This window comes from Methylobacterium sp. AC832, assembly GCF_979256025.1.
Genome location: NZ_CEEDMV010000007.1, coordinates 30731 through 54999 on the forward strand (window position 1 = coordinate 30731; position 24269 = coordinate 54999).

The window sequence follows — 24269 nt, forward strand, 5'->3', positions numbered from 1 at the left end:
TCAGTGCGCGTGGTCGGCTTCGGCCTTGCCGAGCTCGGCCTTCAGGACAAAGGAGTTGGCCACAGCGACCTCTTCCCCGGGATTGAGGCCGGTAAGGATCTCGAAGGCGTCATCGTCGGCCCTGCCGAGAGTCACGTCCCGGCGCTCGAAGCCCTCCGGGGTCCGCACGAAGGCGACCTTCTCGCCGCCGATGGTCTGGATGGCGGACTTGGGCAGCCGCACCTTGACCTTGTCCTGGGCGATCTCGACCTCGGTGGTGACGAAGGTGCCGGGCCGCCAGGCCATGTCCTTGTTCGGCAGGGCGACGATGACCCGAGCCGAGCGCGTCTCCGGGTTGAGGATGGGACTGACGAACACCACCTTGCCCTCGCCGCGGGCGGCGGCGTCGCCGACGATGGTCACCTTGGCACCCTCGCGGACCTTCGAGAGTTCGGTGGTCGGAACCGCGAGCTCGATCCACACCGAGGACAGGTCGGCGACCGTGTAGACGTCGGCCGGGTCGCCTTCCTTGCCCACGGCGGTGCCGACGTCGACCTTGCGCTCGACCACCCGCCCGGCGAGGGGTGACTTCAATTCGTAGCGGCGTAGGCTCGACAGGTTCGGCGTGGTCTCGTCCTTCCTGGCGGACGTCGCCACCTCGGCGGCGTTCAGGCCAAGGGCCGACAGCTTCTGGCGCGCGAGATCGACCCTGAGCGTCGCCTCCGAGTAGGCGGCCTTCGCGTTCAGGAATGCCGATTCCGCGGAGATCCGCTTGTCCCAGAGGGCCTGCTGGCGGTCGAAGTTCGTCTTCTCCAGGTCAGCCTTGACCGTCGCGGTGAGGAAGTCGCTCTTGGCCTCGGCGACCTCGCGGCTGTCGAGTACGGCCACGACCTCGCCCTTGGCGACCTCCTCGCCGAGGCGCTTGCGCATTTCGGACACGGTGCCGACGACCCGCACGGGAACGCGTGCGATCCGGTCGGCGTCCTGCGCGATGGTGCCGGGCACCAGCAAATGGCGCGAGAGAATCCCGCCCTCGACCATCGCCAGCTCGATGTCCTGCTCGGCGGCCTGCTCGGCCGTCATCTTGATCTTGCCCTCGCCCTCCTCGTCGTGGCCGTTCGCCTCGCCCTCGGCGTGCTTGTGGCCACCGGCTTCGGGCTTGGCCTCTCCCTCGGAGTGCTTGTGCTCGCCGGAAGGCTTGGGCTCGCCGTCGGCATGCTCGTGGCCATGGTCGCCGTGACCGTGCCCATCGTCGGCTGCGGGTGTCACCGGCCTGGTAACGGCCGCATTGGTTGGGGGCGTCGCCCGGGCGTTCGTGAGGCCGGCGGCCGCGAGGGCGCCCTGCACGACCTCGGACACACGGGGGAAGGCACCGCCGATGACGATGCCGATGGCCAGGAAAGCCACGGAAAGGAATGCACGCATGGGAATGGGCCGGGTTCCGACCGGGACGTCGCACGGCCGCTTAGGCGGCGGGAAACGGTCCCGTACTGGGTATTTCGCGAATTAGAGGCAGCCGTGACCCGTGTGGGGCCGGCCGGGACGCGCCACGGACGTGGCGGCGTCGCCTCAGGCGCGAGGCGGCCTGGGTTGGCGGTCGGGCGAGACCGATCCGATGGGTGTGGTCACGGTCGCGTAGGAGGCACGCCCCGTCCCGCGGGGCGGTAGGGCCGGCGTCCCGTCGACGCTGAGTGCCTGATGGCAGCCGCAGGTGGCATGGCAGGCGGGGCAGGCATCGGAGTGATCGACGGCGGCTGCCAGGGTTGGTGCGGACACGGACAGTTCGTGACCAACGGACCGGTGGGCCTCGGCGGAATGGATCGCGCCCGGGACGACGAGCGCCAGGACCAAGACGAGCGAGAGCACTCGCACGGTGGTCGCCCACCAGCCGCGCATCGTCTCGTAGGCCCTGATCCGAGGTCCCGTGGTCATGGTCGCCTTATGAACGATTCAGGGCCACCCGTACATGCCGGATGGCCCTTTGGCAGGGTCGAACCTTAATAGTCGTCGTGGTGATGGTGGTGGTGCCGGCGCTCGCCGTAGTACCGACGTTCCCCATAGAACGCCCGGTCGCCGTAATCCCGATGCGGACGGTGGATGACGACATCATCGTGGTCGCCATGATGGTAGCGGTCGACGTGGACGTCCCCGCCGCGCCGGTCGAAGTCGCCGCCATAGTATTGGGCGGACGCGGCGGCCGGGGCCAGGATCAGGCCGACGGCGACCAAGGCTGGAATGCGAACTCGCATGGCTCGTTCCTCAAAGGGGTATGCCTCAAGATGGGCGCGCCGAGTTGAACGAAGCCTGAAACAGCCGTTCATGGAAGCGTGGATGAAGATATCCGGGACGCCGTGAAACAGGTTCACGAGATCCCGGATCGGCAGAACTCAGTGACGCTCGATGATCGTCGTGCGACGCTCGCCGCCGTGATGGTCATCGTGGTGGTCGTCATGGTGGTGATGCTCGCGCACGACCTCGCGGTGTTCATGGCGGTCCCCGTGATGCCCCTCGCCGTGGCGCTCACCATGACCGTCGCCATGGACCCTGACGCCGCCCGGGCCGACATCGATGTGCTGCGCAAGGGCCGCGACCGGCGAAAAGGCCAGGGTCACGATGGCGGCGATGGCTCCGAACTTGGTCTTCATGTTGAGGCTCCCTCTCTCGAATACTGCGCAGGAACGTACGGATCGAGAAAACCGATCCGAATGCTCCCGGTGAAATTCGGGAATATTTGGCAAGGGAGTTCGTGCGACGCGGGATCGTGTGCGCGAAACGACGATCCTGCAGGGCGGCACCCACGCGGGTTACGGCATGGAAGCGCAACAGCTCTTCGTGGTCGGGCGGAGACTGGAAGGACCACGGGAGGGGTGCCCGCCCCGGCACGAGGCCGAGGCGGGCGGTTCACGGTACCGAGGAGGGCACTACCGTACCGTGAAGCCGTCGGGCGGGAGCGGACCGGTCATCCCCCGCCAAGGGCGTAGCCTATGCCGACGGCAAGGAAGGCGAAGACGACCAGGAGGGGAAGCGTACGCATCGGTGCATCCTCCCGGCCTTCCGAGGTCAGCGTCGTCCGCTCACTTCTTGCCGTGGGAGTGACCGTGGGCGTGCCCATCCTTGTCGGAATGGACGGGCTTGCCGTCCTTGCCGACCTCGCGGGCCTCGCTCTCGCGCGGGTCGTCGCGATGGGCCGGGCCACCGGCCACGCCGCCGGTGTTCGGCACGGAGCGCTCGGGATTGTTCGCGTTCCCATGCCCGTCCTCGGCGGCGTAGGCGGGAGCCGAGAGGCCTGCTAGTAGGCCGAGGGTGAGAAGGGCGGCGATGGTACGCTTCATAATTCTGATCCCTGGGGTTCGGCAGCCGGTGCGGCCGCTTCGAGACCTGAGATAGCGACCCTGTTTTACACCCGGACGCCTGGTTCGTGACGAAGTGTGTCAGCGACCGGCGCGCGGCAGGGAGATCCGGACCCGAAGGCCGCCTCCCGACCGATTGGATAGGGCGATGCCGCCTCCCTCCGCCTCGACGATCCGGCGCGCGATGGTCAGGCCGAGGCCGGTGCCGCCGGTGTTGCGGTTCCGCGACGCTTCGAGGCGGGTGAACGGCTCGAAGGCGCGGGCGACCTCTTCAGGCGGGATGCCTGGACCATCGTCCTCGACGGTGAGCACCAGCTCTTCCGGCTCCACGTCGAGCGAAATAAAGGCGCGGGTCCCGTAACGCACGGCGTTGTCGACGACGTTGTCGAGCGCGCGTCGCAGCGCAACTGGGCGCACCGTCGCGAGTGCGCGGCCAGGGCCCGCATAGGCGACCTCGCGGCCAGCGTCCGAGGACGTGTCGGCGATGCTCATGAGGACGCTCGCGACGTTGGCAACCTGGCGCGGCTCCGGGTCCGCGTCGCCCCGAAGGTACGCCAGGGTCGAATCGACCATCGCCTGCATGTCGTCGAGGTCCGAGCCCATCGCCCGGATCTCGCCGCCCTCGGGCAGCCCGTCGAGGCGGAGGCGAAGCCGCGCGATGGGGGTGCGCAGGTCGTGGGAGACGGCCGCCAGGGCCTGGGTCCGTTCCGTCACCAGCCGATGGATGCGGTCCTGCATCGCGTTGAGGGCCCGGGCGATATCGCGGGTCTCGTCGGGGCCGGCTTCCCTCACGGGGACCACCTTTCCGTGCCCGATTTCGGCCGTAGCGCGGGTGAGGTCGCGCAACGGTCCCGCGATCCGGTGCATCAGAACGACGGCGGCGACACCGACGAGGATGGCCATCGCCGTCGCGAGGTAGGCCCACGATCCGAGCCGTGCGAGGCCGGGTGCATGGGCCGAGCGGAAGGTCAAAAAACTCCCGTCCGCCAGGGCGAGCGCACCGCCCAGGTCCTCCTGATGAAGGGCCTCGTGGCCACTGTCCATCGCGAGTGCGAGACCGGGTTCGAGGCTCGGCTCCGACGCGATCATCCGGGACCTGAGCGACCACATCGCCGGGTCGCCGGCCCTGTCAGGGAGCAGGGTCGAGGTCGGCGACCATCCCAGCTCGAAATGCGCGGACGACAGGGCCTTCGCCTCGGCGTCGCGTTCGGTCTGTGGGCGGCGGAGCACCGCCTCGCGCGCCAGGGTAAGCTGGTTGGCGACCTGCCGCGCGAACGCATCGTCCGCCGCGGCGGTCGCGGATTGCCGATAGAGAAGCAGTGCCCCGCCGTGGACGGCGAGGATGGCCAGGAGCAGGACTGCGACCGTTCGGGCTTCCAGGCTGCGGGCCAAGGGTGCCAGGCGTCTCAAGCGCGCTCAACCTTCGAGGCGAGCATGTAGCCGGCCCCGCGCACGGTCTTGATGACCGGAGGCAGGCCCTCGGGCGGTTCGAGCTTGCGCCGCAGGCGGCTCACCAGGGTGTCGACGCTGCGATCCGTGGGGGACCCGAGCCTGGCACGGGACAGTTCGAGGATCATCTCCCGGCCCAGCACGCGCCCCGGGTGTTCGAGGAAGACGAGGAGGAGGTCGTACTCGGCGCCGGAGAGGTCGACGGCCGCCCCCTCGGGATCGACGAGCGAGCGGCTGCGCATGTCGAGCCTCCAGCCTGAGAAGGAGAGCACCTCGGATACCGGGGACGAGGGCGACGAGGGTGCCATGGAGGCGCGGCGCAAGACGGCACGGACACGGGCCAGGAGCTCGGGCCGGCCGAAGGGCTTGGCCACGTAGTCGTCGGCCCCAAGTTCCAACCCAAGCACCCGGTCGGCCTCCTCGTTGCGGGCGCTGACCATGATCACCGGCACCGTGCTCCTCGCGCGCAACGCCCGGAGCAGGTCAAGGCCCGAGGCCCCGGGCAGCATCACGTCAAGCAGGACGAGGTCGACGCCACCGGCAGGCAGGAGGCGCCAGAATTCAATGGCGCTTCTGCAACCGGTGACACGATAGCCCGCCTCGCGGAGAAGGCGGGTGACCAGCAGACGCAGGCCGTCGTCATCCTCGACGAGGAGGACGTGTTCCGAACCATCGGAACCCGCGTTGCCCCCGTTTTCGTGGATCAACGATTCCTCCGTCCTGCAATGGGCGTCACCGTTCCGTCCGCGGGGGCATTCATACACCCGATGCCGGTCAAACGACGTGGGCGGGTGCGAGGATGCAGGCGGTGTCGCTGCTGGTCTCCACCTGCAGGGTGGTGTGGCCGATGCCGAACCGTTCCTTGATGCCGACGGCCGTTTTCATGAGGAACTCGTCGTCGGGCCGGCCGCCAGGCATTAGGAGATGGGCGGTAAGGCATGTCTCCGTGGTGCTCATCGCCCAGATATGCAGGTCGTGGAGTGACGCGACCCCCGGAAGTCCTTCGAGGTGGCTGCGGACGGCGTCGGGGTCGATGCCCGGCGGGACGGCGGCGAGGGATAGCGTGAGGCTGTCGCGCAGGAGGCCCCAGGTGCTCCAGACGATAATGAAGACGATGGCGAGGCTGACGACGGGATCGAGCCAGGTCCATCCGGTGTAGAGGATCACGAGGCCGGCAATGACCACCCCGGCCGAGACGGCGGCGTCGGCGACCATGTGCAGGAACGCGCCCTTGATGTTGATGTCCCCCTTGGCACCAGAGGCGAACAGCCAGGCGGTGATGCCGTTCACCAGGATGCCGACCGCCGCGACGATCATCACGGTCTTGCCGGCGACCGGGGCGGGCTCGCCGAAGCGCTGGATCGCCTCCCAGGCGATGGCGCCAACGGCCACCAGCAGGAACACCGCGTTGAACAGGGCCGCCAGGATCGAGGAGCCCTTCATCCCGTAGGTGTACCGCGCGCTCGGGGCGCGCTTGGCCAGCACCGTCGCGATCCACGCCACGACGAGACCGAGCACGTCCGAGAGGTTGTGTCCGGCATCGGCCAGCAGGGCCATCGAGTTCGCCAGCACCCCATAAGTGGCCTCGATGGCGACGAAGCCCACATTGAGGGCGATGCCAATTGCGAACGCCTTCCCGAAGCTCGCCGGGGCGTGGGAATGCCCGGGATGGTCATGGGTCGCATGGGCCTCATGGTCATGCGACCCGTGGTCGTGACCGGCGTGTGCGTCGTTCGTCGTCATGGTCGTCCTGTAGCGGTCTTCGACATTCAACGGGTTTGACCGGGGCTCACTTGGCCGGTGCGGGGAGCGTCGCGACGGCGTCTCTCTGGTGCTCGGTCCAGGCCTGCTGAAGAATTTGGATTGAGGAAGTCACGAAGATCTCGGCCATCACCGCCGCCACGATCAGGTCGGGCCACGCCATGACGGCACCCTTTAACCTTAGAGCCGCGACGACGATCATGAGTAAAGGTCCGCCCTCCGCTAGGTAGGCTTGCACTCGATTTGCGCGCCGTGAATTTTGGGGAGGCTCCTACGTGGCGGGCAGGAGGCTCGTTTTTGGAACGTCGGTCGCATCGCCGCAGCCGGCAGTTGGTGATGATGGTGAAGGGGGACGGCGACCGAGGTCTGTAAGTCGTCTGGATGTGCCCGCACGAATGGCGGAAGGGTATGGTGCTGCATCCTCGGCGGGGGCGGTTAAGGGCCAGTTTCAAAGAGCCGTGTGCCCACACTATGGAATCGTCAGAACCGCCTGTCGACGCCAACATACACCCTTTATTGACGTCGGCGGCTGACCTGGGCGCATACTGATGTAGCCAGGGTCATCGATCTCAGCCGCTTGTTCTGCCAGATCGTCCCGAGCCACTGTTTCTAGCAGCCGTCGATAAAATCAGATGTCACAGGGTTCGATCACTGGCTGGATGAAGCGCAAACCTGCGGTGTCTGCATGGCGGAGAGCGTCGCTGCCGGCATCACTTAGCACGGAGACGCCATTCTGTCCGCGCTGATACCGCTTTGGAGCAGCAGGCAGGTTGAAGGCACATCACCTTTCTCACCTGAAGGGATTCGAGATCAACCGCCCTACCGAGCAAGCCAACCGACACCGCCTATATCGAGTTGTTCAACGGCCGCCCACGGGGAGAATGTCTGAACGCCTAGTGGTTCCTGTCGTTGACGGATTAGCGCGAAAGCATCGACGAATGGTGGCGCCAATATAACAAAAATCAACCTCACACGACCTCAGATAGCTTAACGCCAAATAATTCGGTGTCAATCATTTACATCTCGATTAATTTTATCCAGATCAGAAGAGGAACAGAGCTAATCTAAAGTTATGTCGGTCTATAGTTGCACTTTTTCCACCATATTGAGACAAGCCGTTCTAACCCTTGTTTGCCAACCTAACTACGTGCCCCCACCAGGGCGCCGCCGCCTGCGACTAGATGACAAGGTTAGCACCTCATAAAGAAAACAATAGATTTTTACACGTTACCTGACATAAGCTCTTTAGATGCATCTGATACATAGGGCGAAGTTTCATCCAGGTCATGGAGGCGCCGGAAAAGCATAACTAGGCCCAAATTCGGGCCAGGAGGACCCCTGGGCATGGGAAGTGAGCCCGCAGTGCAACGGCCGCGCGACCGCTTTACCGACGACCTGTTCAACCCCGACGGGCTAAGTTACGCCAATGTCGAAGAACAGATCAAAGCCGAGAAAGAGGCAGCCCGGCAGGCCGCAAAGGCTAGGAAGCTTGAGCGTGCACGCGAAGTCTACGCGCGCAATCGTCTGATCCGCCTCGCGGCGGCGGCGGCGGCCGACTGAAAAGAGCAAGCCCGGCAAGCTGTAAAGCTCGCCGGGCTTTTTCCATGCCTGCAGGGCGGCGGCATCGCCTGTCTTGTCACGACTTAGCGACCATCGAACGCTTCAACGGCCGGTTTATGAGCTGTCGAAATCACCCCCCCCTTGGGGTCCCTTCCTTGGGCGGCTTGCTCGATTCGTATTTCCCCGATGGTGTTCATGGGTAAGCCGTGGAGATTGATGGACCTCCCATGGGAGCCCTCAAGGATCATGGCATCATCCCATATTTATTTGCATACCCCGCCAAGGCTCCTGGATGACCGCCAGGGCATACCCGAACACCCTGGGTCTCAGAGTGAAGGCAGACTGAAACTCATGGGCGTGTCATGGGAGAAAACGGACTTCGTATGGGCAAGACATGGGAGGAGGTAGGGTAAGTCTCGCGTTAACCTCAGGCGTTAAGGCTAGGCCCCTGTGAACACTGGTTAAATGCCTAAGCTGGGGGCACGTTTCGAATGTGCGGGCTCGCAGAGGTGCCGGGCCGCGCACGGTCGACACCATGCGGATAAAATGCCCCCCCGAACCAATCGCCCCCCCCAGGGGCATGACTTCCCCTTGGACTTCCATTGGAGGACCAAGCCTGCCTTCATCGCCGCCGCCGGCGTCAGCCTGATAGGCCACCCCCGGGCCCTTGAGGCCCGGAACTCTATAATGACGAGCCTCGTCCGCGCCGCCCTCGCGGGCCAGGGCGGCTGGGTCTCATACTCGCGGTCAAAAAGGTTCTACGAGCCCCTGTCCCGGTACGAAGGGACCGCGTACACGTACGACCGGGTCAAGGCGGCGGTGCAGGAGCTCCTGGACCTCGGCTTGATCGAAGAAGAGCGTGCGCTCCCCGGGCCCGCCTCGCACGGCTGGCAGTCACGCATGCGGGCTACCGACCGGCTCATCGCCGCCTTCAACGACTGCCCTTTCGAGCATGTCGGGCCAAGGGAGGTCATCGAGCTCCGGGACGTCGACGGCGAGCGCATGGCGTACACTGACACGGACAACACCCGGCGCCTGCGCAAGGTCATGGAAGCCCGCAACGAGGCCGCCAGCGCCATCCGCATCGAGATGCCCGAGGGCGACGGATGGCTCCACACGCCGGGGCACGTCCGCGCCCGGTCCGAGAAGACCGGCGGCTGGGTTGGCCTTCGCCCCACGCCAGCGCCCATCATGGTCCGGATCTACGGCCGCGGCCGGTGGGACATGCACGGGCGCCTGTACGGCTGGTGGCAGCAGCTCCCCCAGGCCCGACGCATCGAGCTCCTCATCAATGGCGAGGTGGCGTTCGAGGAAGACTGGAGCGCCTGTCACCCTAGGCTCCTCTACGCCATGGCCGGGAAAGTCCCCGTCGGCGAAATCTACGACGTGGACGGGTACGACCCGAGGCACGTCAAAGCGGCGCTCCTCACCGTCATGAACACGAGGACGACCTACGGCGGCATCCTGTCTCTCATGAAGCGGGAAGAGGACAGCCCAGGCGAGTGGCCGCACTCCCTCGACTACACGAAGGGCTTGATGAAAGCGGTCACGCACCGGCACGAGCCCATCGCCCATTTCCTCGGGGCCGACATGGGGGTCCGCCTGATGCACATCGAGAGCGAGATGTGCGTCGAGGTCCTCAAGAAGTCCGAGAAGGAGAACATACCGGCGCTGCCGGTGCACGATTCTTTCGTGACGCAGGCCTCGAAGGGGCCCCGAGTGACCGCCATCATGGCCGACGTCATGGATGCGACGTGCGCCGAGATAAACCCCTGTCAGACCTCAAGAAAGAGGGGATTCACCCCACATATGGGAGCGCGGGGTGCGCGGGCGGTTGGTTCCGGGTGTTGCGTGGGTTCTTCCGCCTCCGCGTCTCCTGAGGTCGTCAAGACTGAGGCGGTCTCCGTTCCTGTCTCGCCCGTGGCTTCTCCTACCCCTCGGCCCTTGCGCTGGGACCCGGCGGAGAGGCTTGAGGCGATGATCGCGTACCAGATCAAGACCGAGAGGATCTTGATGTCTGAGGAGCGGTGTGAGGGGATTTTCGAGGCATGGGAGCGGCGAGAGGCTAACGCTCGTGCAATCGCGAAATCGGTATGTGCGTACGAGAACGAAGCCGGAATTCGTGCCTTCCCGACGCACATCGTCCCCGACCGTATCGGTCCCAAGACAGCCTCCCTCAAGCGGGGGCGTAGCCCGAGGAAAGCGGGTTCCACGGTCAGGGGCCGGAGGCCTCGGGGATGCCTCAGTGAGGTCAGGGCGTAGCCTTCAGGATAGCCTCAGGGATAGGGGCCGGAGGCCTTAGGAGAGCCTCGTAGGATAGGGGCGTAGCCTCTAGGGTCACCCTATACCTTGCGGGGGCCGGAGGCCTCAGGAGAGCTTCCCAAGCTGTCAGGGGGGTAGCCAACCGAGATGACATTTTCCTTGTCAGGACCGTAGGTTACGTCGCTTCTCCCCTTGTACAATTCGTCTGAATTCGCTATCTTTTAGCTGTCTCCGCATGGGACGGGCGTTGCACCTCAACCCCCGAAACCCCGTCCCCCGCACCACGGAGGACGGGGTTTCTCGTTGTGGCTTGCCAGGGTCGAGCGCACCCTATGAGCATGTCCGCCGGCATCCCCTTGAACCCATCCCTCCCTGCCTCGAAGGCGACCCGTCGTGATGCGGACCGGGCGAGGAAACGCGCCGCCCGTCAGGCCCTTCGCGAGGCAGGCGCGCCTGACCCTCGCCAACTCGATGCGGCTATCGTCGACGCCCTTCGGGACGTTCTCCTGGCCTGCGCCAACTCGGTCGGGAACCGACCGGGGGAGCCCCTGGTGGCTAGCGTCGTGGATGCCAGGGAGGTCCTCCGCCTCGCCCTACGGGGTCTCCGGGGACGCGATAGCGGTGGCGTGCCCCTTCAGACGGAGGCGATACGTGCGGCCTTGGTGGCTCGTCTCGCGCCCCCTCAAGACGGGTCAGGGGCGTAGCCCAAGGGCATCCCTATGCCCAAGGGATGATCCGCACTCCGTCCCTCACCCCTGCACGATTTCATGCAGGGGCATGCCCGTTGGCGGTTTCGATGCCCTGCGTACCCGGAGGCCTCGGAGGGCCTGGGATCGTCCGTTGCACGGCCCCGGGGCAGGATCCCTCCCGTGCGCTGGTCCGTACTGCGTCGCCCTCCCTGACCCCTCCTAGGGGGGCGACGGGAGGGCATCCCCTTCCCGGACAGCCGGTGACAAAGGGCGAGATAGGGGGGGTGGAGTGGGTCCCTCCTGGGGGGAGGCGAAAGCAGGAGTCGCGGGTCCGTAGGCTGGCCCGGCATACACCGGAAATTTTTGGGTACGCACCCCGCATACCGCCTGGATGATCAGAGGGTTACGGGTGCGCACCGACGTCCGTCTTAGGTACGCAGAGATCCAGTCCGCACCCGTGCGTACCTTGCGCGGCTACGACCGCAACGCGCGTACGCACTCGGACAGTCAGATCTCCCAGATCGGAGCCGCAATCGAGCGCTTCGGTTTCACGCAGCCTCTCCTTGTGGACGAGCACGACGTGGTCATCCTCACGGACGGCAGCCAGGACGTCCGGACGCTCATATACCTGGCGCACGACAATCTGTTGGGCATCCCGAATTCCAACAACGCGCTCTATCTGTTCGTGGCCACGCGCGACGAGGGCGAGACGTGGTTCTCGACGTCGGTCAATAATGGGGCCGGGACAGGCCCCCCAGTCAACGTTCAGATGTCCTCTTGGGCGGGGATGCACCCCCTTTTCCCGACCTAGCTCCCCAGTCCATCGAGGCGACGCGAGACGATCCCGGGGGCCCCGGACAGGGCCTCCTCCACGAGGTCGTAGAATGGCAACCGCGGCTTGTACCGGGCCTCCTCGACTATGAGCGCCAGGATCTGCGTCTTGCCGTTGCGCCGTCGGATAAGGGCCGGGGGCTTGTCCGGCCGGAGCTTCACCCATCTCACGCCGGGCTGCTGCATGACGCGCTGGACGTATCCGCGGGGCAGGTTTCCGTACGCATTCCGGGGAGCGTCTTTCCCGGGGATCAACGGTCCGAGCTTGGTCGTCGCGTAATCGCCGGCTTTCCGGACCCCACCGAATATCTCAAGGGCGAGGTACCGCGCCTGAAGCGGGAGGACGTCAACCTCGGCCTCGACGTCCCGGCCCCCCGGGCGGGCCTTCCTCACCCCGATCGCTTTCATCGTGAATGGGGTTGGCTTGTCGAGGTGGATGGGCAGTGCTTCGGTCACGTGAAGCCGGGCGGCCTCCGCCAGGGCGTTCACGCTGTCCACGAGCGCCGCTCGGATGTCCGCCGGACCGAGCTCGTCGCGTTCTGGGGGGTCGATTTTGATGGTTACCTGCAGCATGCCGGCATGCTCGGACCGCCGCGTGAAACCGACGAGCCTGCCGCGAAACCGGGTGCCCGCGTCCACTTGGATTTTCGATGCATTGCCTAGGAGTAACGGGTACGTCGCCCCCCTATTGCCTGAGCAATCCTCGGACACGTCCCAGGCAACCAACGCCCAGGGAAACGGTAACCCTGGCGTGACGATCGTCTTGCCAGGGCGATCTGGAGCTGAATCTATGGGTTCCTGGGCGGACGGGGAGACCACGATGAGCAGGCAGACCGACAACTTCCACAACGGCATGCACAGCGGCATGATGGCGGTCGGCGTGGCTCTCGTCGCGGGCCAGCGTGCGCGTCGTGAGGCGCAGGCTTGGGCGCAGGCAGACGCAGATGCGGAGAGCGCCGTCCACCGCCTGGGCCAGGCCCTCATGGCATCCCGTCGTCGGGAAGCGGAACTCGCACGTGATCTCGCCGCGGCTCAAGCGGAAATCCGCGCCCTGCGTCTCGCCCGCCGTCAGTGAGAAATATTCCGTGGGGGGGGTTGTGCCTTTCCCCTGCGGGCCAGATTCGGCCTATTTGCGGACCATTTGCGGACCACGAAAAAAGGGCCCGCCGGGATGACCGGCGGGCCCTTCGCATTGAGGGGGCAGGGGTCAGGCCACCTTGCGGCGGCGGTCCCTCTCCATCGCGAGATTTACGAGCTCGGCGATGGCGACGTCTTCCGGGTCGTCCGAGAGCGGACGCGTCCACGTCCATTCTGCGGATGTGTCCGCAGCCGGTGCGGATGTATCCGCATTCGCGGCCGGGGCCACTTCACGGGGGGCGGGTCCCGTGAGGGACGGCAGGCCGTCGATCAGGGTGCCCGACACGTGGGCCTCAGCCTCGTGCGGCAGCGATGCCGCGAGCGTCACGAGCTCGGCATGAGACAGGCCCCGGGCCCAGGCCAGGACGGGCTCGGGGAGGGTGGACGTGTCCGCGGCCGGCCCCCCAGCGACGAGGTGCCGGGCGTAGGAAACGAGAGGCACGCCAACCTGGTGGCGGGGAGCGGGGCCCTGATAGGGAGCCGGTGCAACCGCAGGGGCAGGCGCATCGAGGTACGCCGCGGCCGCGTCCGTAGCGGGCAGGACGGGGGTCGTGACACCCGTCGCGGACCGGACCGCACGGAGGACCCAGCGGCCACTCTCGAAGATGAGGGCGAAGACGGTGGCGATGGCGGCTGCGGCGAGGGCGGCGATACGGGCGAGGAAGCTCATGGGCGGTGGTCCTGTGCTGGGGGGTGACGATCTCGATTGTCCGGGTCGCCTCGCAATCGACAAATCAGACCGTGGCGAAGATGCTCTCGACCATCGTCCGGGGCAGTTGCTTGTGGTGCACACGGAGCAGCCGGAGCGCGTGACTCGCCTGAGCGACGTCGAGCTCCGGCAGTGCGTCGAGGACGTGCCCGTCGATTGTTGTCGATTTCGACCATCCAATATCGTTGCGCGTCGTCGCCCAGTCCGCGTCCTCTCGGGTAATGAGACGGACCCCTTCAAGAGCCAGGGACCTCACTTCGGGACGCTCGGCCAGGGCCCGCTCCCCCTCGTGCACGGTTGCTAACTTGACCTCGGACCGCGCGACGTTCTTGCCCGCGCGTTCGACGAGGGACAGCAGTCGCATCGCGTCGGCGACGTCCAGGTCCGGGCGCTGGAGGAGGCCCTGAGCCTCATCGACGTCGACCCGGCGGGCCCAAGACCACCTTCGATCTTTTAGGGACCGCGTCGCCTCGTCCCGTGCCCGGTCGATAAGGTCAGCGATCCTCTGCCGTTCCGCGGCCGCCGCTGCGGCCCGGGTCGCCTCCCTGGCGGCGACCCGGGCCGGGATGCCGTCGATTGCGATTTGGACGGCGTCCAGGTCGTGATCGGGCGCCTGCCAGAACAAAAGGTCACGCCCCTCACACGTGAGGCCGAGAGCTGAGAAATCAGTCACGCCCGCGGCCATCGCCTCCTGGCACTCGGGCGTCCGGACGGCTCGGCTGCGGTACCGCATGCCGCCACGCGTGTAGTGCAGCTGCCCGGACTGCCACTCCAGTCCCCACCAAGCGGGCGGCTGCACATAGGGGTGGGGCGGCGTCGTGTGGGGCATGAGCGATCCTCGAATCTGCGGATCTGAGTAATGTAGCAATCGTATTTCGGATCGCAACAGAAACCGTCGAGGCTCTTTCGACAACACCGCACGACGATTTCGACAACGATTTGAACAACACGGTGTTGTTGAAACTGTTGTTCAAATGGCATCTAGCCTAAAGCTATCGCCCAGGTTGTATAACATCAAAGGCATAATTTACGTGGACCTGGAAATTCTCGTATGGGTTGCGATATAATGTTCTCGGCGGATTCGCGGAGGACAAAATGGATGGTGGAATTAACGGAAGCGGAGGTCAGGCTGTTGCTTCGCGGGGCATGCCGCCGGGCGGGGTCGCAGGACGCCTGGGCACGCCAGACGGGGCTGTCCCCGCAGCACGTTTCGGACGTCCTGCTCGGACGGAGGGAGCCGGCCGGTCAGGTCCTGAGAGCGCTGGGGCTCTCGCGCAGGGTCCGGTACGTCGAGACGGCCGCCGGGGACCCAAGCGCTACTGCAGGATCCCCCGAGCCCGGTGCGAGGAGTACCTCAACGACGGTCTGACCTATCGCGAGATCGCCCGCGTCGAGGGGTGGGACGAGAAGACGATTGCGGTGCACTGCAGGGGGCTCGGGCTCACATCCCAGCCACGCCAGCCAGTTGTCACGCTCTTAGACGTCGAGAGCGCGCGTGAGGGACGGGAGACTGTCCGAGAAGTCGCGGACCGCCTGGGCGTCACGATCCAGGCCGTGCACATCTGCGCGTACCGGAACGGCACCAGGATCCCGCGGCGTCCCTCACGTCTCGACTACGAGACAATGAGAAGGGTAATCCTCGCGCACGCCCCGCTCTCGCAAGCCGCCCTGGAATTGGGCGTCACTCCCGAGACGCTCTACCGGCGCGCCGGCCAACTTGGTCTGCCCGGCGACCGCCGCGGCCGGACGCTGCTCCGCCGCCGGGAGGGGGGGGTCTGATGTGCGATCTCATCGAGAACCTGCAGAACCTCGGGATCGCCCAGGTCCGGGCCCGCCTGACCCAGGCACGGGCCGCCGCGCAGGCCCTGATCGACGACCCGGCGCTCCCGGAGATCCGGCGCGAGCATCTCGCGGTTGCGCTGGATGACGCAGATGCCCGCCTGCTCGACATGGCCCGCAACATCCTGTTCCACCTCGCCGGCGAGATCGAGGCCGCGGGCGAGCCCGTCGAGGAACGCGTTGACCTGGACGCAAACAGGTCACCCGAGGAGCGTGCGGTGGTCGTGGGGATCCTCGACGATCTCCTTGCCGAGGATGGCCCGTCCCCCGATCCGGTCGCGTCCGGGATGCCTCGGCCTCTGCCGCCGCCGCCGCTTCCGCCGGGAGCCCGGGGCGCACCCACCAGAATCTAGACGCCGCATTTCGAGGCCTGGGCGCCCGGCTAGGGGCGCATTTCCCGCAGCCCTTTCACCGACAGGACCACGCATCATGCGTATCAAGACCTTCGACCACCGGCCCGTGCAGGCCATCATTCGCGGCTCGCTCGACCGCTGCTTCGACAACCGCTCGAACGAGTACCGGGCCGCCGTCATCATGGAAGGCTTGTTTGAAGCCGGCTTCGAGATCGTCCCGAAAGCCAGGCCTGCGGCCGCTGCGTTCAATTCTCTTGGGGCGATGCCCGTGAAGGTGGTCGTATTCGAGGAGCCCGACGACGTTTCTGAGGCCCCAACCCTTGCCCCCAGGGATGTCCACACCCTGCCGGGCGGCCGCAAGGCCTCTGTCATGACGCTCAACGAGAAGCGCATCCTCCAGGCTATTGCCCAGGAGAGCTGGGCAAGGCTCTCGACCCGCGAGTTCGAGACGTACAAGCAGTGCCTCAGTGATTGGTCGGAGGGCGAAGCATCGGGTCCCCGCAGCGGCTACCACGAGGCGCTCGCTCTCATCCGTGCCGGTGAGACGTCCGCGGTCGCCATCGCTGCGGCCCTGGGGGGTGACGGGCGGACGGGTGAGGAGGGGGACGTTTGGGCACTCTACGATGCCCGTCACCGCACCCGGGCACGCTACGATTACAAGGCCGACCCCGACCTGCAGCGGCCCATCAACGCCGCCCAGGGTTAGTCATCTATGACCCTGGGCGCTCGCATTTGAGCGCCCAGGGAGCCGCCTTGGTTCAGAGCTTGATCGTAAAACTGGCATGCTCTGAAGCGGAACGCAAACGCACATGCCCAAGACTAATATGTATCCGTATGTTTACGACCCGAGTTACACAAAATACATTTCCAGATATTGGACGCCACCAAGGGTTCAGAAGAAAGCGGAGTGGCAAAACGCTTGCCGAAACGCGTTCTCGGGCCTCGATATCGCGGACCGCGAGTTCGTCCGTGCATCTGCTTTTATATTATCTGATAAAGACGATTCTTGGACCAAGGGTCGCCTGAGACATCGATTCAATCGTCTGCGAGTACGTATAACTACATTGAGAAGTGAATTTGTACGTTTGTATCCTATGACATTCTACCATGGTATACAGAACTGTCCATGGCGGGAGCGGCATTCACTGACACGCCCGCTGGAAGGGCCGGAGCGGCGCCTGAATTTAATTTGCAGGCTCGCACTCCCCGGTTTGTCGAGATGGCTCGGCCGGCCTCTGCGGTACGTCATTGAAAGCGGCAGGCATCACATGCCCGGCGACGCGTGTGTGTGGCCCGACATCATTTGCATCGTCCCCGGCCCGGGGTTCCTTACCGTCATTGTCCGCCGGGGCCTGCATCACCCCCCGCCGTCGAGCACGATCTATCCGATGTCGGCCGTCGGTCCCCAGGAGGGCAGTGACGGCGTATGGCTCGCAAGGGGTTCCTGGATCTCGAAACGACATCGCGACCGGCCGCCGACGGAGGGCTGGTTTGCCTGGTCATACGTGCCCGGTCCGAGCGGTGAAATCGAATTTCTCGTGCAGGGCGGCAGTGCGAAAGTGGCGCTCCGTCGATTTTGGGCGATCTACGATGCGACTGTGGTCGTGCCCACCTGGCATGGCAAGACGCCAGCGGACAGGCACCTGGCCTGGCTCCCTCCCGAGCCAGCCCCCCTCGACCTGACCGCCGAGGACGAGGAGGCCCTGGAGGGGCTAGAGGGCATCTGTGTGTAGCTGTCACCGTGTGAGGACGCGTTCCTCCGGCTGCGTGTCACTCGCGGCCATGCGTTCGAGGATCTGGCTGAGGGTCACCGGGCGGTACGACCACACGTCGACCCCGACATCCTGTGACTGGGTCGTGCCGGGCAAGAGCCCATGCGTGTGCCCGAAGAGGTGGAGCGACCCCCGATAGGCACGCGGCCACGAACGCATGGGGTAGTGGCAGAGCACGACGTGGCGGTCCTCGACGGAGATCTCCCTGATCCCGTCGTGCTGCTCCGCCCAACCGAGCTTGCGATTCTTGCGGTCATGATTCCCGGCGATGAGGATCTTGCGGCCGTTCAATCTCCGGAAAATCTTGCCGGCATACTCGGGCGTCGAGAGCGCGAAATCGCCGAGATGGTAGACCGTGTCCCCGGGCTGGACGGTCGAGTTCCAGGCCTCGATGAGCATCGCATCGTGCTCCTCTATACTGGCGAACCCAGGGCGCAGACCATGAAGAATTGAGGCATGCCCGAAATGGGTGTCCGCAGTGATGAAGTTGGCCATGACGGCCTCCATAAAATGGAGGCCGGCGCGCGCGCTCAGGTCCTCCTCAGGTGACGGGAAGGGGGGCGAATGCCCGGGTTTTTCGCGACATGGGGGAGGCCTCGGGGGCGGGGTGAATCTGGACGATCGCAGCTCGCCGAGAGGTGGGCAAGCGCGACGTTTGCGCAGGGTAAAGAAATCCCTGGCCTCAATTTGGGATCGACTCCCGGCCTCGTTTGTTCTTCATTCGTTCTCATGAGCGAATCGATGGAGACAGTCGTGGACGAGATGGAACGCGCCTATCTGGATGCCTGCGACGGTGACGCGCGGGATGCCCTGCGCCGGGCCCTGGGCGATGCCCTCCAGGAGCTCGCGGCCGTGGACCGACAGGTCAGCCGGGGTTTCGTGCGGGCGGGCAAGCCAGCGGATCTCGCCCGCAAGCTGGGACCTGAACGACGCGCCCGGCAGGGTCAGGGGGCGGTTGGCTGAGCCCTCCCGGGGCCTCGCTTCGTGCGTTCCCTCGTGACCGGTGCCGGCAGCGCGGCCAGCGCGGCCCGCTCGTTCTCGTAGGCCTCCAGCACCGCATCGACCCACAGGGCCATGCCCTCCGACTTGAGGGGTATCCGTTGGCTCCGGTCGTAGTGAAGGCGCGTGACGGCGGAGCGGCGGTCGCGCTCGTCCTCGGTCACTCCGGCCTCGTGGTCCAGGATCGCGGACGCGGCCCCGCCCAGGCGATGGTCCGAGAGGAACGTCGTGATCGCCCGGCGGACGTCATGCAGCGTCCAAGGCCGGATGCCGTGGATCCCGAAATAATCGACCAGCGGCCGCGCGGTGACCGTCGACCCCGTCACCTTCTTCCCCCGCAGCCGGTAGAGGAGCGCGTTCAGGGCACCCTGGCCGACATGGCCGTCCCCCCGGATCGACGGGAAAAGCCAGCGATTCGTCTCACGGTCGGGATCCTCGGCAAGCACCCGGTCGATCACGTACCAGGCGCCCGGGGGGAGGGGGAGCACAAACGGGCGATCTTCCTTCATGACCCCGGCGCTCCATGTCACGGCGCGCCAACCCGGTCCCGGCACGCCGGCGTCCTCGGGGATGGGGGCAACGTCCAACCGTGCGGTCTCCGCGACGGCGCCCGTGCGCTGGCCCGTGAGGACAGTGAACCACAGCATCGCTAGAGTGCCCGGCGCGGTCGCGTGTTCCGTCTGACCGAGTGTCCGGTATCTCTCCGCGACGGCCAGGGTCCGGGCGAGCTCGTCGATCTCGGGCGCGTGCCTGCGCTTGCCCGGCTTGTATCGGATCGTCCACTGGTCTCGCCAGAGCGGCCACTTCTCAGTCGCCTTCGCCATGCCGGACACGCCGCTATGGTTCGACCAGGCCCAGTCGAGCATCTCCCGTCCCTGGCGTACGGCCCGGGCGGCCGCGCTGCGCGAGTTCGCGGCGATGATCTCGTTCCGGATACCCTGCAGGTCGGTGGCCGTGACCTCACGGACGGGGCGGCGGGCGATCCGGTCGAATGCCTTGTGGCGCAGGTACGAAGCGTATGCGGGGAAGTACCCAGGGTCGAGGTCCGGCCGCTTCTCCTCAAGGAACAGATCGACGAGGTCCCGCCATTCCCACGGGCCGTGCCGCCGCCGGTCCTCGTCGCTCTGCCGTTCTACCTCCACCGGCCAAGCCGCGTCCGCCGAGGTCTCGTGGTCGCCGCCGGTCGTGACCATGGCATGCGCGTAGACGGCGACGTCCTGCCGGGGGTCCCGCCCATCCTTCACGTCCAGCCGGGCCCGGGCGGCCGCCTCACGCGCCGCGGCGACCGAGACGGAAGCCATGTCCCCGAGGCGGAGGGTCGACATGCGGAGCTTGAGGATCCAGTTGCCGGCCGCCGGCGTCACGCGGAGCACGAGCCCCGGGAAGGCGTCGTCGCAGAAGTCGATCCCGCGGCCGGGGACGGTCCCGCTATCGATCATCCGGCGCGCCTTCTTCAGGTGCTCCGCCGTCAGCCGCGCCCGCTCCCGTGCGTATGTCCCCCGCGATGCCGCCATGTCCGTCTCCGTGGATACCGCATGGATACCGCACGTCCGAAACGCGGCCGCAAGAGTCCCCGGGAACGGTCCACCGGGAAAAGCCATGCAGGATTAACGGTTTGCGCGGGAAGCGCCGGGGAGGTGGCGAGGCGGAAAGCCCGGGGGATCGTCCTTCCAAGCTGAATACCCGGGTTCGATTCCCGGTACCCGCTCCACTCTTTTCCCCGACCGATGCGAACGACGTTGCCGGGTGAGGCCGTCCTTCCCTCTCGGTGAACATGCAGGTGACGCCCCCGGTGCGGCACCCCTCTTCCTCCTCGACCAGCATGAATAAGCAGCGCCTCGGGCCGGTCCAGCAGGCGGGCCGGACCGCTTGCCTTCAATCCGCCGCGACCGATTCCGAGTTTGTTGTGCGCCCGGCCAATCCGGGGGAGTCGGGGGCGTAATGTCCGGCTGCGATCGTGCGTTTGACCGTGGACCGCGCGGCATCGATGGCGATGGCGGCGGCCGAGAGGGTCTTCGCCTCCGTCGGACGCTCCAGCGCGTGCTTGGCGATATCCCCGGCGAGGTCGTCGATCTCACGGGCGAGGCCTTCGAGGCCCGTCGGGTCGGCGATACCTTGCGCCTCCTGGCGGATCTGCAGGAGGCGGTCGGTGGCCTCTTCGATCCGTTCCCGGCGCAACCGCGACAGACGCTGTCCGATCCAGGCCAATGCCGAGCCGATACCGCCACCGAGGAAGGCGACGAGATAGATCCAGGTCTCGTAGCGTTCGATGAAGCCTTGCTGTTCGCGCTCGTAGAAATCGACGGCACCCGGGTGGATCGGTAGCCGCGCGCTCGTCGCGCCGGCCGTGCTGTCGTAGCTCGGCGCCTGCATGTAGTCGGCGGCGGCGGTGACGTTGGCCATGCCGCTGCGCAGCTCGAACAAATGCTGGGTCACGTCTGCCGCGACAGGGCGGGACAGGCCGGCCCGCGCCATCAGGCGATAGGACGCTCCCACCGTGTGGACATCCTCGTCCGGAACTTTGGGACTGCCGCCGAACGTCTCGGCCGGCATGGTGACCGATTGCAGACGCGGCATCCGCGCGACGATGGCGTCGGCGTTCTCGACGGTCACGAAAGCGACCTTTCGCGTCTTGCTGGCCGCCTGAACGATGCCGACGATCCGCTGTGCCGTGGGCGCGGTCGGGGAAATGACCGAAACCACGGCATCGACCCGCTTTTTGGCGAATGCCGCCGGAAGCTCGGCTTCGGTCATCTCCACGAGGGCAACGTGGCGCGGCGGCAGCGGTCCATCCGGGTCCTTGTCGAGCAGCGTCAGGCCGTAATGCCCCACCATCGCCTTGATCAGTGCTTGGTCGGCGTCGCGATGCGCGAGGATCGCGAGACGCTTCCGGTCGAGTTCGGGGAAACTCGTCAATCCGGATGGCTCGGGAGACGCGATAATCATGGCCTGATCGCGGAGGATCGCCAGGGTCAGAGCATTATCCGGCAAGTCGACATCGGGGCGGACCACGGCGAGGTCGGCGCGCCCCTCCTGTAGGGCGGCGGCACTGTCCCTGACGTCGTCGAGGGCGATGACCTTGAGGCGGATCTCCTTGTGCCGCCGGGCAAGAGCATCGGCATAGGCCTGGATCAGCGCCGGCTCGGTCCCGTCCTTCGGCGCGACCGCGATGGTGAGGACGGTCGCCCGAGAGATCCAGTAGGCCGTGGCGGCTCCCAGGCCGAGCAGCACGGCCAGGAGGAGGAAGACGAATTCACGGCGAATGATGCGGCCGGCGAATTTCATGTCTCGGCACTCCGCTCGCCGCTTTGCCGGACGGCACGCTGCATCATGCCACGCCGGAGGGCAGAGCGTGGGGATCGTGCCGGCGGGATCACGCGAGTTCGAGGTGGAGCGATTTCAGCGGGGCCGACGCGGCTGTGCGGTGGCCCGGCCGCTGAGACGGCGGGTGATATAGGCGATGATCTTCGGAAGCACGAAAACGGTCAGGAGTTTACGGAGCATCGAGACTTTCCGGAATGAGGGGGATCGGCGCTCGAGACCGGCAGCAAACCTGGTGTGAGACCGAGGGGCTGGTGACCGCTGCCTGCACGGAGGACCGACGAGACACGTTCTTTGACAGTGCGGCAGGCGGCGCGAACCCAATCGGCTCCGCCGAAATATCCGCATGCGCGTGGAGGCAGAGCGGTGCTCTGCCTCGCTTGCCGCTTCAGCGTTTGCCGGTGACCGTGTCGACCACCGAGGCGACGCCGTCCTTGGCCTCGCCGACGGTGCGCTGGGCCTCGCCCTTGAGTTCCTGGGCCTTGCCCTCGGCGACCAGCGTGTCGTTGCCCGTGACCTTGCCGGCCGCCTGCTTGACGTTGCCGGCGGCTTCGTTGGCGAGGCCCTTCAGCTTGTCCGTGGTGCTGCTCATGGGGATGCTCCTTCGGTTCGAGAATGAGATCGCAGGGGGAGGTCCGGCCGGTCGCGGGTGACCGGCCGGGGATGGGCTCAGGCGCGGCGGGCGCCGTAGCTGTCGGCGAGGGTGTGGAGCTTCGGGGCGCCGAGGCGGCCGCCGAAGAAGCCGGCGAGCGCGCCGAGGATCAGGGCAAGCGCACCGTAGAAGGCGCCCTGGGTGGCGGCGGACTTGGCGGCCACGGCTGCGGCCTCGGCCTTCTGCTTGGCGGTGGCGACGGTCTCTTCGTACTGCTTGCGGTAGTCCTGGATCTGCGTCTTGGCCTGGTCGACCGGGATGCCCTGGGCCTTGGCCAGCGCGTCGGCGGCACGGTTCTCGGCCTGGGCCTTCTGGCTCGGATCACCCGTGAACAGGGCGCGGATCGCGGCGACGGCGGCGTCCTTGGCGGCCTGCGGGTCCTGGCCGGCAGCCTGGTTGCGGACGCTCTGCTCGATGCCGTCGAGCGGGTTGGTGATCTTCGACAGCGACGGGGCAGCGGCCTGGGCCGCGGTCTGCACAGTGCCGCCGACCAGCGAGCCGGCTCCGCCCAGCGTGCTGGTCACGCCGGAGAAGGCGCCGCCGATGAGGCCGCCCGCAGCGGAGGTGAGAAGATATAGGACGACGAGGGTGGTCACCGCCCAGGAAACGAGGCCGTGCAGGCCGGCCGCGCCCGTGACGGGCTTGCCCGAGAGACGTCCGGCGATGAAGCCGCCCGCCAGCGCGGCCACGATGCCCGAGACGATGAACCAGATGCCGGCGCTGAGCGACAGGGTCGAGGCGGCCGGGTTGTCGGCGGCCACCGGTCCGACGCTGGACAGGCCGATGCCGACGCCGACCATGTTGAGGATGACCTGGGTCACCAGGGCGGTGACGGCGCCGGCGAAGATCGCGCCCCACGACACCTGGTTCAGCAGGACGGTGCGGGTGTCGGCGGCGGCGATCGGCGATGCCGGAATGCTGGAGGAAGAAGACACGTGACAAGGCTCCAAGGTCGTCGGCAAACCGAAGGATTCGGTCGTCCGAGCGGGGAAGGACGAAGGGGAAAGTCTAGGGATGGCGGGAACTTAGTTGCGCCCGTGGACGAGGAGGCCGATTCCGTAGCCGAGGAGGCCGGCGGCCAGCAGGGCGGCCACGGGATGTTCGGCAACCCGATAGGTCATCTCCCGACCACCCCGGCGCAGGTTGTTGCCAAGGTTGTGATCGGCATCTTCGGCGTCATCGTAGGCCTCGCGTGCGGCATTGCGCACGGAGCGTTCGGCACGCTCATAGGTTTCGCCGGCGGCGTCCTGAGCCTCACGCACACGGGCCTTGATCTCACGCCCGTCTTGACCGGCAACGTCGTCGATGGCGTTGCGGGTGGTAGTGGCAGCCTCGACGATCGCGTCTTTGGCTTGGCCGTAAAGGTTCTCGGCCTCGCCTTGGACTTCGCGTGCACGGCCCTCGACGGAATTTCGGTTCGAACCGGTCAGATTGCCGACAGCCCCCTGGATCTTCCCACCGAGTTCCTCGGCGACTCCAGTGATCCGATAGGTATCGACCATGGTATTCCCCCTGTTTACGTACTCATTCGATAGGATCGCGATGGTATTACCCAGAATACGCCAGACCGACGATTTCGCTTCGGACAACCATCCAGATCAGAGAA

At 66.2% G+C, this 24269-nt stretch carries 27 protein-coding genes and 1 pseudogene; 10 read left to right on the forward strand and 18 right to left on the reverse strand.

Going from position 1 to position 24269, the window contains the following annotated elements; translation table 11 throughout:
- From AC0IXR_RS20175 to AC0IXR_RS20215, 9 genes are all read right to left on the reverse strand, one after another.
- Entirely contained in the window at positions 1-1404 is a 1404-nt protein-coding gene (locus tag AC0IXR_RS20175) for an efflux RND transporter periplasmic adaptor subunit (RefSeq protein ID WP_018044286.1), read from the reverse strand.
- Positions 1405-1548: 144 nt separating this feature from the next.
- Positions 1549-1911: a hypothetical protein gene (locus AC0IXR_RS20180; protein ID WP_238254234.1), complete on the reverse strand. Its 363-nt coding sequence runs from the start codon at positions 1909-1911 to the stop codon at positions 1549-1551.
- Between the two features lie 65 nt (positions 1912-1976).
- Positions 1977-2228 carry a hypothetical protein gene (locus AC0IXR_RS20185; RefSeq protein ID WP_192216543.1) on the reverse strand — a complete coding sequence of 84 codons (252 nt, stop codon included), beginning with the start codon at positions 2226-2228 and terminating at the stop codon, positions 1977-1979.
- Positions 2229-2366: 138 nt separating this feature from the next.
- On the reverse strand, positions 2367-2624 hold the full coding sequence (locus tag AC0IXR_RS20190; protein ID WP_018044283.1) for a hypothetical protein: 258 nt from the start codon (positions 2622-2624) through the stop codon (positions 2367-2369).
- Between the two features lie 429 nt (positions 2625-3053).
- Positions 3054-3311: a hypothetical protein gene (locus AC0IXR_RS20195; protein WP_018044282.1), complete on the reverse strand. Its 258-nt coding sequence runs from the start codon at positions 3309-3311 to the stop codon at positions 3054-3056.
- 99 nt (positions 3312-3410) lie between these two features.
- Positions 3411-4739, reverse strand: coding sequence for an ATP-binding protein (locus AC0IXR_RS20200; RefSeq protein ID WP_026176008.1), 1329 nt, complete (start codon positions 4737-4739; stop codon positions 3411-3413).
- Entirely contained in the window at positions 4736-5485 is a 750-nt protein-coding gene (locus AC0IXR_RS20205) for a response regulator transcription factor (protein WP_018044280.1), read from the reverse strand. Before AC0IXR_RS20205 ends, AC0IXR_RS20200 begins: the two co-directional genes overlap by 4 nt.
- A gap of 67 nt (positions 5486-5552) precedes the next feature.
- Complete coding sequence (locus AC0IXR_RS20210; RefSeq protein WP_018044279.1) at positions 5553-6521, reverse strand: cation diffusion facilitator family transporter; 969 nt, start codon at positions 6519-6521, stop codon at positions 5553-5555.
- Between the two features lie 46 nt (positions 6522-6567).
- The gene (locus tag AC0IXR_RS20215) at positions 6568-6741 is read right to left on the reverse strand and encodes a hypothetical protein (RefSeq protein ID WP_018044278.1); all 174 of its coding nucleotides are present in this window, start codon (positions 6739-6741) and stop codon (positions 6568-6570) included.
- Positions 6742-7361: 620 nt separating this feature from the next.
- Here AC0IXR_RS20215 and AC0IXR_RS20220 point away from each other — a divergent pair.
- From AC0IXR_RS20220 to AC0IXR_RS20235, 4 genes and pseudogenes are all read left to right on the forward strand, one after another.
- Positions 7362-7607 (forward strand): annotated as a pseudogene (locus AC0IXR_RS20220) (integrase core domain-containing protein); the annotation flags it as partial.
- A 276-nt stretch (positions 7608-7883) separates the two neighbouring features.
- The gene (locus tag AC0IXR_RS20225) at positions 7884-8099 is read left to right on the forward strand and encodes a hypothetical protein (protein ID WP_082479311.1); all 216 of its coding nucleotides are present in this window, start codon (positions 7884-7886) and stop codon (positions 8097-8099) included.
- A gap of 591 nt (positions 8100-8690) precedes the next feature.
- Positions 8691-10361 (forward strand): hypothetical protein, encoded by a 1671-nt coding sequence (locus AC0IXR_RS20230; RefSeq protein WP_238254266.1) that lies wholly within the window; start codon positions 8691-8693, stop codon positions 10359-10361.
- 1098 nt (positions 10362-11459) lie between these two features.
- On the forward strand, positions 11460-11861 hold the full coding sequence (locus tag AC0IXR_RS20235; protein WP_155911983.1) for a ParB N-terminal domain-containing protein: 402 nt from the start codon (positions 11460-11462) through the stop codon (positions 11859-11861).
- On the opposite strand, the gene AC0IXR_RS20240 is transcribed toward AC0IXR_RS20235, so the two are convergent.
- Positions 11858-12454, reverse strand: a complete 597-nt coding sequence (locus tag AC0IXR_RS20240; RefSeq protein ID WP_155911982.1) for a hypothetical protein — start codon at positions 12452-12454, stop codon at positions 11858-11860. The genes AC0IXR_RS20235 and AC0IXR_RS20240 overlap by 4 nt on opposite strands.
- A 247-nt stretch (positions 12455-12701) precedes the next feature.
- Here AC0IXR_RS20240 and AC0IXR_RS20245 point away from each other — a divergent pair, with 247 nt between their 5' ends.
- Positions 12702-12956, forward strand: coding sequence for a hypothetical protein (locus AC0IXR_RS20245; RefSeq protein WP_238254267.1), 255 nt, complete (start codon positions 12702-12704; stop codon positions 12954-12956).
- Between the two features lie 132 nt (positions 12957-13088).
- On the opposite strand, the gene AC0IXR_RS20250 is transcribed toward AC0IXR_RS20245, so the two are convergent.
- Positions 13089-13688 carry a hypothetical protein gene (locus AC0IXR_RS20250; protein ID WP_019904513.1) on the reverse strand — a complete coding sequence of 200 codons (600 nt, stop codon included), beginning with the start codon at positions 13686-13688 and terminating at the stop codon, positions 13089-13091.
- Positions 13689-13752: 64 nt separating this feature from the next.
- A complete protein-coding gene (locus AC0IXR_RS20255) occupies positions 13753-14412 on the reverse strand; it encodes a hypothetical protein (protein WP_238254269.1) in 660 nt (219 codons plus the stop codon).
- A 938-nt stretch (positions 14413-15350) separates the two neighbouring features.
- Between AC0IXR_RS20255 and AC0IXR_RS20260 the strand changes: the two genes are divergently transcribed.
- The 4 genes from AC0IXR_RS20260 (at position 15351) to AC0IXR_RS20275 (ending at position 17652) form a co-directional block, all read left to right on the forward strand.
- Entirely contained in the window at positions 15351-15506 is a 156-nt protein-coding gene (locus AC0IXR_RS20260; RefSeq protein ID WP_192216327.1) for a hypothetical protein, read from the forward strand.
- Positions 15506-15919: a hypothetical protein gene (locus AC0IXR_RS20265; protein WP_018044274.1), complete on the forward strand. Its 414-nt coding sequence runs from the start codon at positions 15506-15508 to the stop codon at positions 15917-15919. Before AC0IXR_RS20260 ends, AC0IXR_RS20265 begins: the two co-directional genes overlap by 1 nt.
- Positions 15920-15995: 76 nt before the next feature.
- Entirely contained in the window at positions 15996-16625 is a 630-nt protein-coding gene (locus AC0IXR_RS20270; protein ID WP_018044273.1) for a hypothetical protein, read from the forward strand.
- A gap of 562 nt (positions 16626-17187) precedes the next feature.
- Positions 17188-17652 (forward strand): hypothetical protein, encoded by a 465-nt coding sequence (locus AC0IXR_RS20275; RefSeq protein WP_018044272.1) that lies wholly within the window; start codon positions 17188-17190, stop codon positions 17650-17652.
- Between the two features lie 3 nt (positions 17653-17655).
- On the opposite strand, the gene AC0IXR_RS20280 is transcribed toward AC0IXR_RS20275, so the two are convergent.
- On the reverse strand, positions 17656-18198 hold the full coding sequence (locus AC0IXR_RS20280; RefSeq protein WP_018044271.1) for a metallophosphoesterase family protein: 543 nt from the start codon (positions 18196-18198) through the stop codon (positions 17656-17658).
- A 234-nt stretch (positions 18199-18432) separates the two neighbouring features.
- On the opposite strand from AC0IXR_RS20280, the gene AC0IXR_RS20285 reads away from it, so the two are divergent.
- Positions 18433-18654, forward strand: coding sequence for a hypothetical protein (locus AC0IXR_RS20285; protein ID WP_238206022.1), 222 nt, complete (start codon positions 18433-18435; stop codon positions 18652-18654).
- On the opposite strand, the gene AC0IXR_RS20290 is transcribed toward AC0IXR_RS20285, so the two are convergent.
- From AC0IXR_RS20290 to AC0IXR_RS20310, 5 genes are all read right to left on the reverse strand, one after another.
- Entirely contained in the window at positions 18636-20204 is a 1569-nt protein-coding gene (locus tag AC0IXR_RS20290; RefSeq protein WP_056306583.1) for an integrase arm-type DNA-binding domain-containing protein, read from the reverse strand. The genes AC0IXR_RS20285 and AC0IXR_RS20290 overlap by 19 nt on opposite strands.
- A 361-nt stretch (positions 20205-20565) precedes the next feature.
- Positions 20566-21975 carry a TAXI family TRAP transporter solute-binding subunit gene (locus AC0IXR_RS20295; protein WP_461233116.1) on the reverse strand — a complete coding sequence of 470 codons (1410 nt, stop codon included), beginning with the start codon at positions 21973-21975 and terminating at the stop codon, positions 20566-20568.
- Between the two features lie 424 nt (positions 21976-22399).
- Entirely contained in the window at positions 22400-22603 is a 204-nt protein-coding gene (locus AC0IXR_RS20300) for a CsbD family protein (RefSeq protein ID WP_056429224.1), read from the reverse strand.
- Between the two features lie 77 nt (positions 22604-22680).
- Positions 22681-23598, reverse strand: a complete 918-nt coding sequence (locus tag AC0IXR_RS20305; protein WP_471761922.1) for a PhnA-like protein — start codon at positions 23596-23598, stop codon at positions 22681-22683.
- Between the two features lie 90 nt (positions 23599-23688).
- Positions 23689-24165 (reverse strand): CsbD family protein, encoded by a 477-nt coding sequence (locus AC0IXR_RS20310; protein WP_471761923.1) that lies wholly within the window; start codon positions 24163-24165, stop codon positions 23689-23691.
- Positions 24166-24269 lie beyond the last annotated feature (104 nt).

Excerpts from the sequence above, each read along its gene's own strand:
- AC0IXR_RS20175 (WP_018044286.1), bottom strand. The coding sequence starts at position 1,404 with ATGCGTGCATTCCTTTCCGTGGCTTTCCTGGCCATCGGCATCGTCATC.
- AC0IXR_RS20180 (WP_238254234.1), bottom strand. The coding sequence starts at position 1,911 with ATGACCACGGGACCTCGGATCAGGGCCTACGAGACGATGCGCGGCTGG.
- AC0IXR_RS20185 (WP_192216543.1), bottom strand. The coding sequence starts at position 2,228 with ATGCGAGTTCGCATTCCAGCCTTGGTCGCCGTCGGCCTGATCCTGGCC.
- AC0IXR_RS20190 (WP_018044283.1), bottom strand. The coding sequence starts at position 2,624 with ATGAAGACCAAGTTCGGAGCCATCGCCGCCATCGTGACCCTGGCCTTT.
- AC0IXR_RS20195 (WP_018044282.1), bottom strand. The coding sequence starts at position 3,311 with ATGAAGCGTACCATCGCCGCCCTTCTCACCCTCGGCCTACTAGCAGGC.
- AC0IXR_RS20210 (WP_018044279.1), bottom strand. The coding sequence starts at position 6,521 with ATGACGACGAACGACGCACACGCCGGTCACGACCACGGGTCGCATGAC.
- AC0IXR_RS20215 (WP_018044278.1), bottom strand. The coding sequence starts at position 6,741 with ATGATCGTCGTCGCGGCTCTAAGGTTAAAGGGTGCCGTCATGGCGTGG.
- AC0IXR_RS20225 (WP_082479311.1), top strand. The coding sequence starts at position 7,884 with ATGGGAAGTGAGCCCGCAGTGCAACGGCCGCGCGACCGCTTTACCGAC.
- AC0IXR_RS20240 (WP_155911982.1), bottom strand. The coding sequence starts at position 12,454 with ATGCTGCAGGTAACCATCAAAATCGACCCCCCAGAACGCGACGAGCTC.
- AC0IXR_RS20245 (WP_238254267.1), top strand. The coding sequence starts at position 12,702 with ATGAGCAGGCAGACCGACAACTTCCACAACGGCATGCACAGCGGCATG.
- AC0IXR_RS20250 (WP_019904513.1), bottom strand. The coding sequence starts at position 13,688 with ATGAGCTTCCTCGCCCGTATCGCCGCCCTCGCCGCAGCCGCCATCGCC.
- AC0IXR_RS20255 (WP_238254269.1), bottom strand. The coding sequence starts at position 14,412 with ATGGCCGCGGGCGTGACTGATTTCTCAGCTCTCGGCCTCACGTGTGAG.
- AC0IXR_RS20260 (WP_192216327.1), top strand. The coding sequence starts at position 15,351 with ATGAGAAGGGTAATCCTCGCGCACGCCCCGCTCTCGCAAGCCGCCCTG.
- AC0IXR_RS20265 (WP_018044274.1), top strand. The coding sequence starts at position 15,506 with ATGTGCGATCTCATCGAGAACCTGCAGAACCTCGGGATCGCCCAGGTC.
- AC0IXR_RS20270 (WP_018044273.1), top strand. The coding sequence starts at position 15,996 with ATGCGTATCAAGACCTTCGACCACCGGCCCGTGCAGGCCATCATTCGC.
- AC0IXR_RS20275 (WP_018044272.1), top strand. The coding sequence starts at position 17,188 with ATGCCCGGCGACGCGTGTGTGTGGCCCGACATCATTTGCATCGTCCCC.
- AC0IXR_RS20280 (WP_018044271.1), bottom strand. The coding sequence starts at position 18,198 with ATGGAGGCCGTCATGGCCAACTTCATCACTGCGGACACCCATTTCGGG.
- AC0IXR_RS20285 (WP_238206022.1), top strand. The coding sequence starts at position 18,433 with ATGGAGACAGTCGTGGACGAGATGGAACGCGCCTATCTGGATGCCTGC.
- AC0IXR_RS20290 (WP_056306583.1), bottom strand. The coding sequence starts at position 20,204 with ATGGCGGCATCGCGGGGGACATACGCACGGGAGCGGGCGCGGCTGACG.
- AC0IXR_RS20295 (WP_461233116.1), bottom strand. The coding sequence starts at position 21,975 with ATGAAATTCGCCGGCCGCATCATTCGCCGTGAATTCGTCTTCCTCCTC.
- AC0IXR_RS20300 (WP_056429224.1), bottom strand. The coding sequence starts at position 22,603 with ATGAGCAGCACCACGGACAAGCTGAAGGGCCTCGCCAACGAAGCCGCC.
- AC0IXR_RS20310 (WP_471761923.1), bottom strand. The coding sequence starts at position 24,165 with ATGGTCGATACCTATCGGATCACTGGAGTCGCCGAGGAACTCGGTGGG.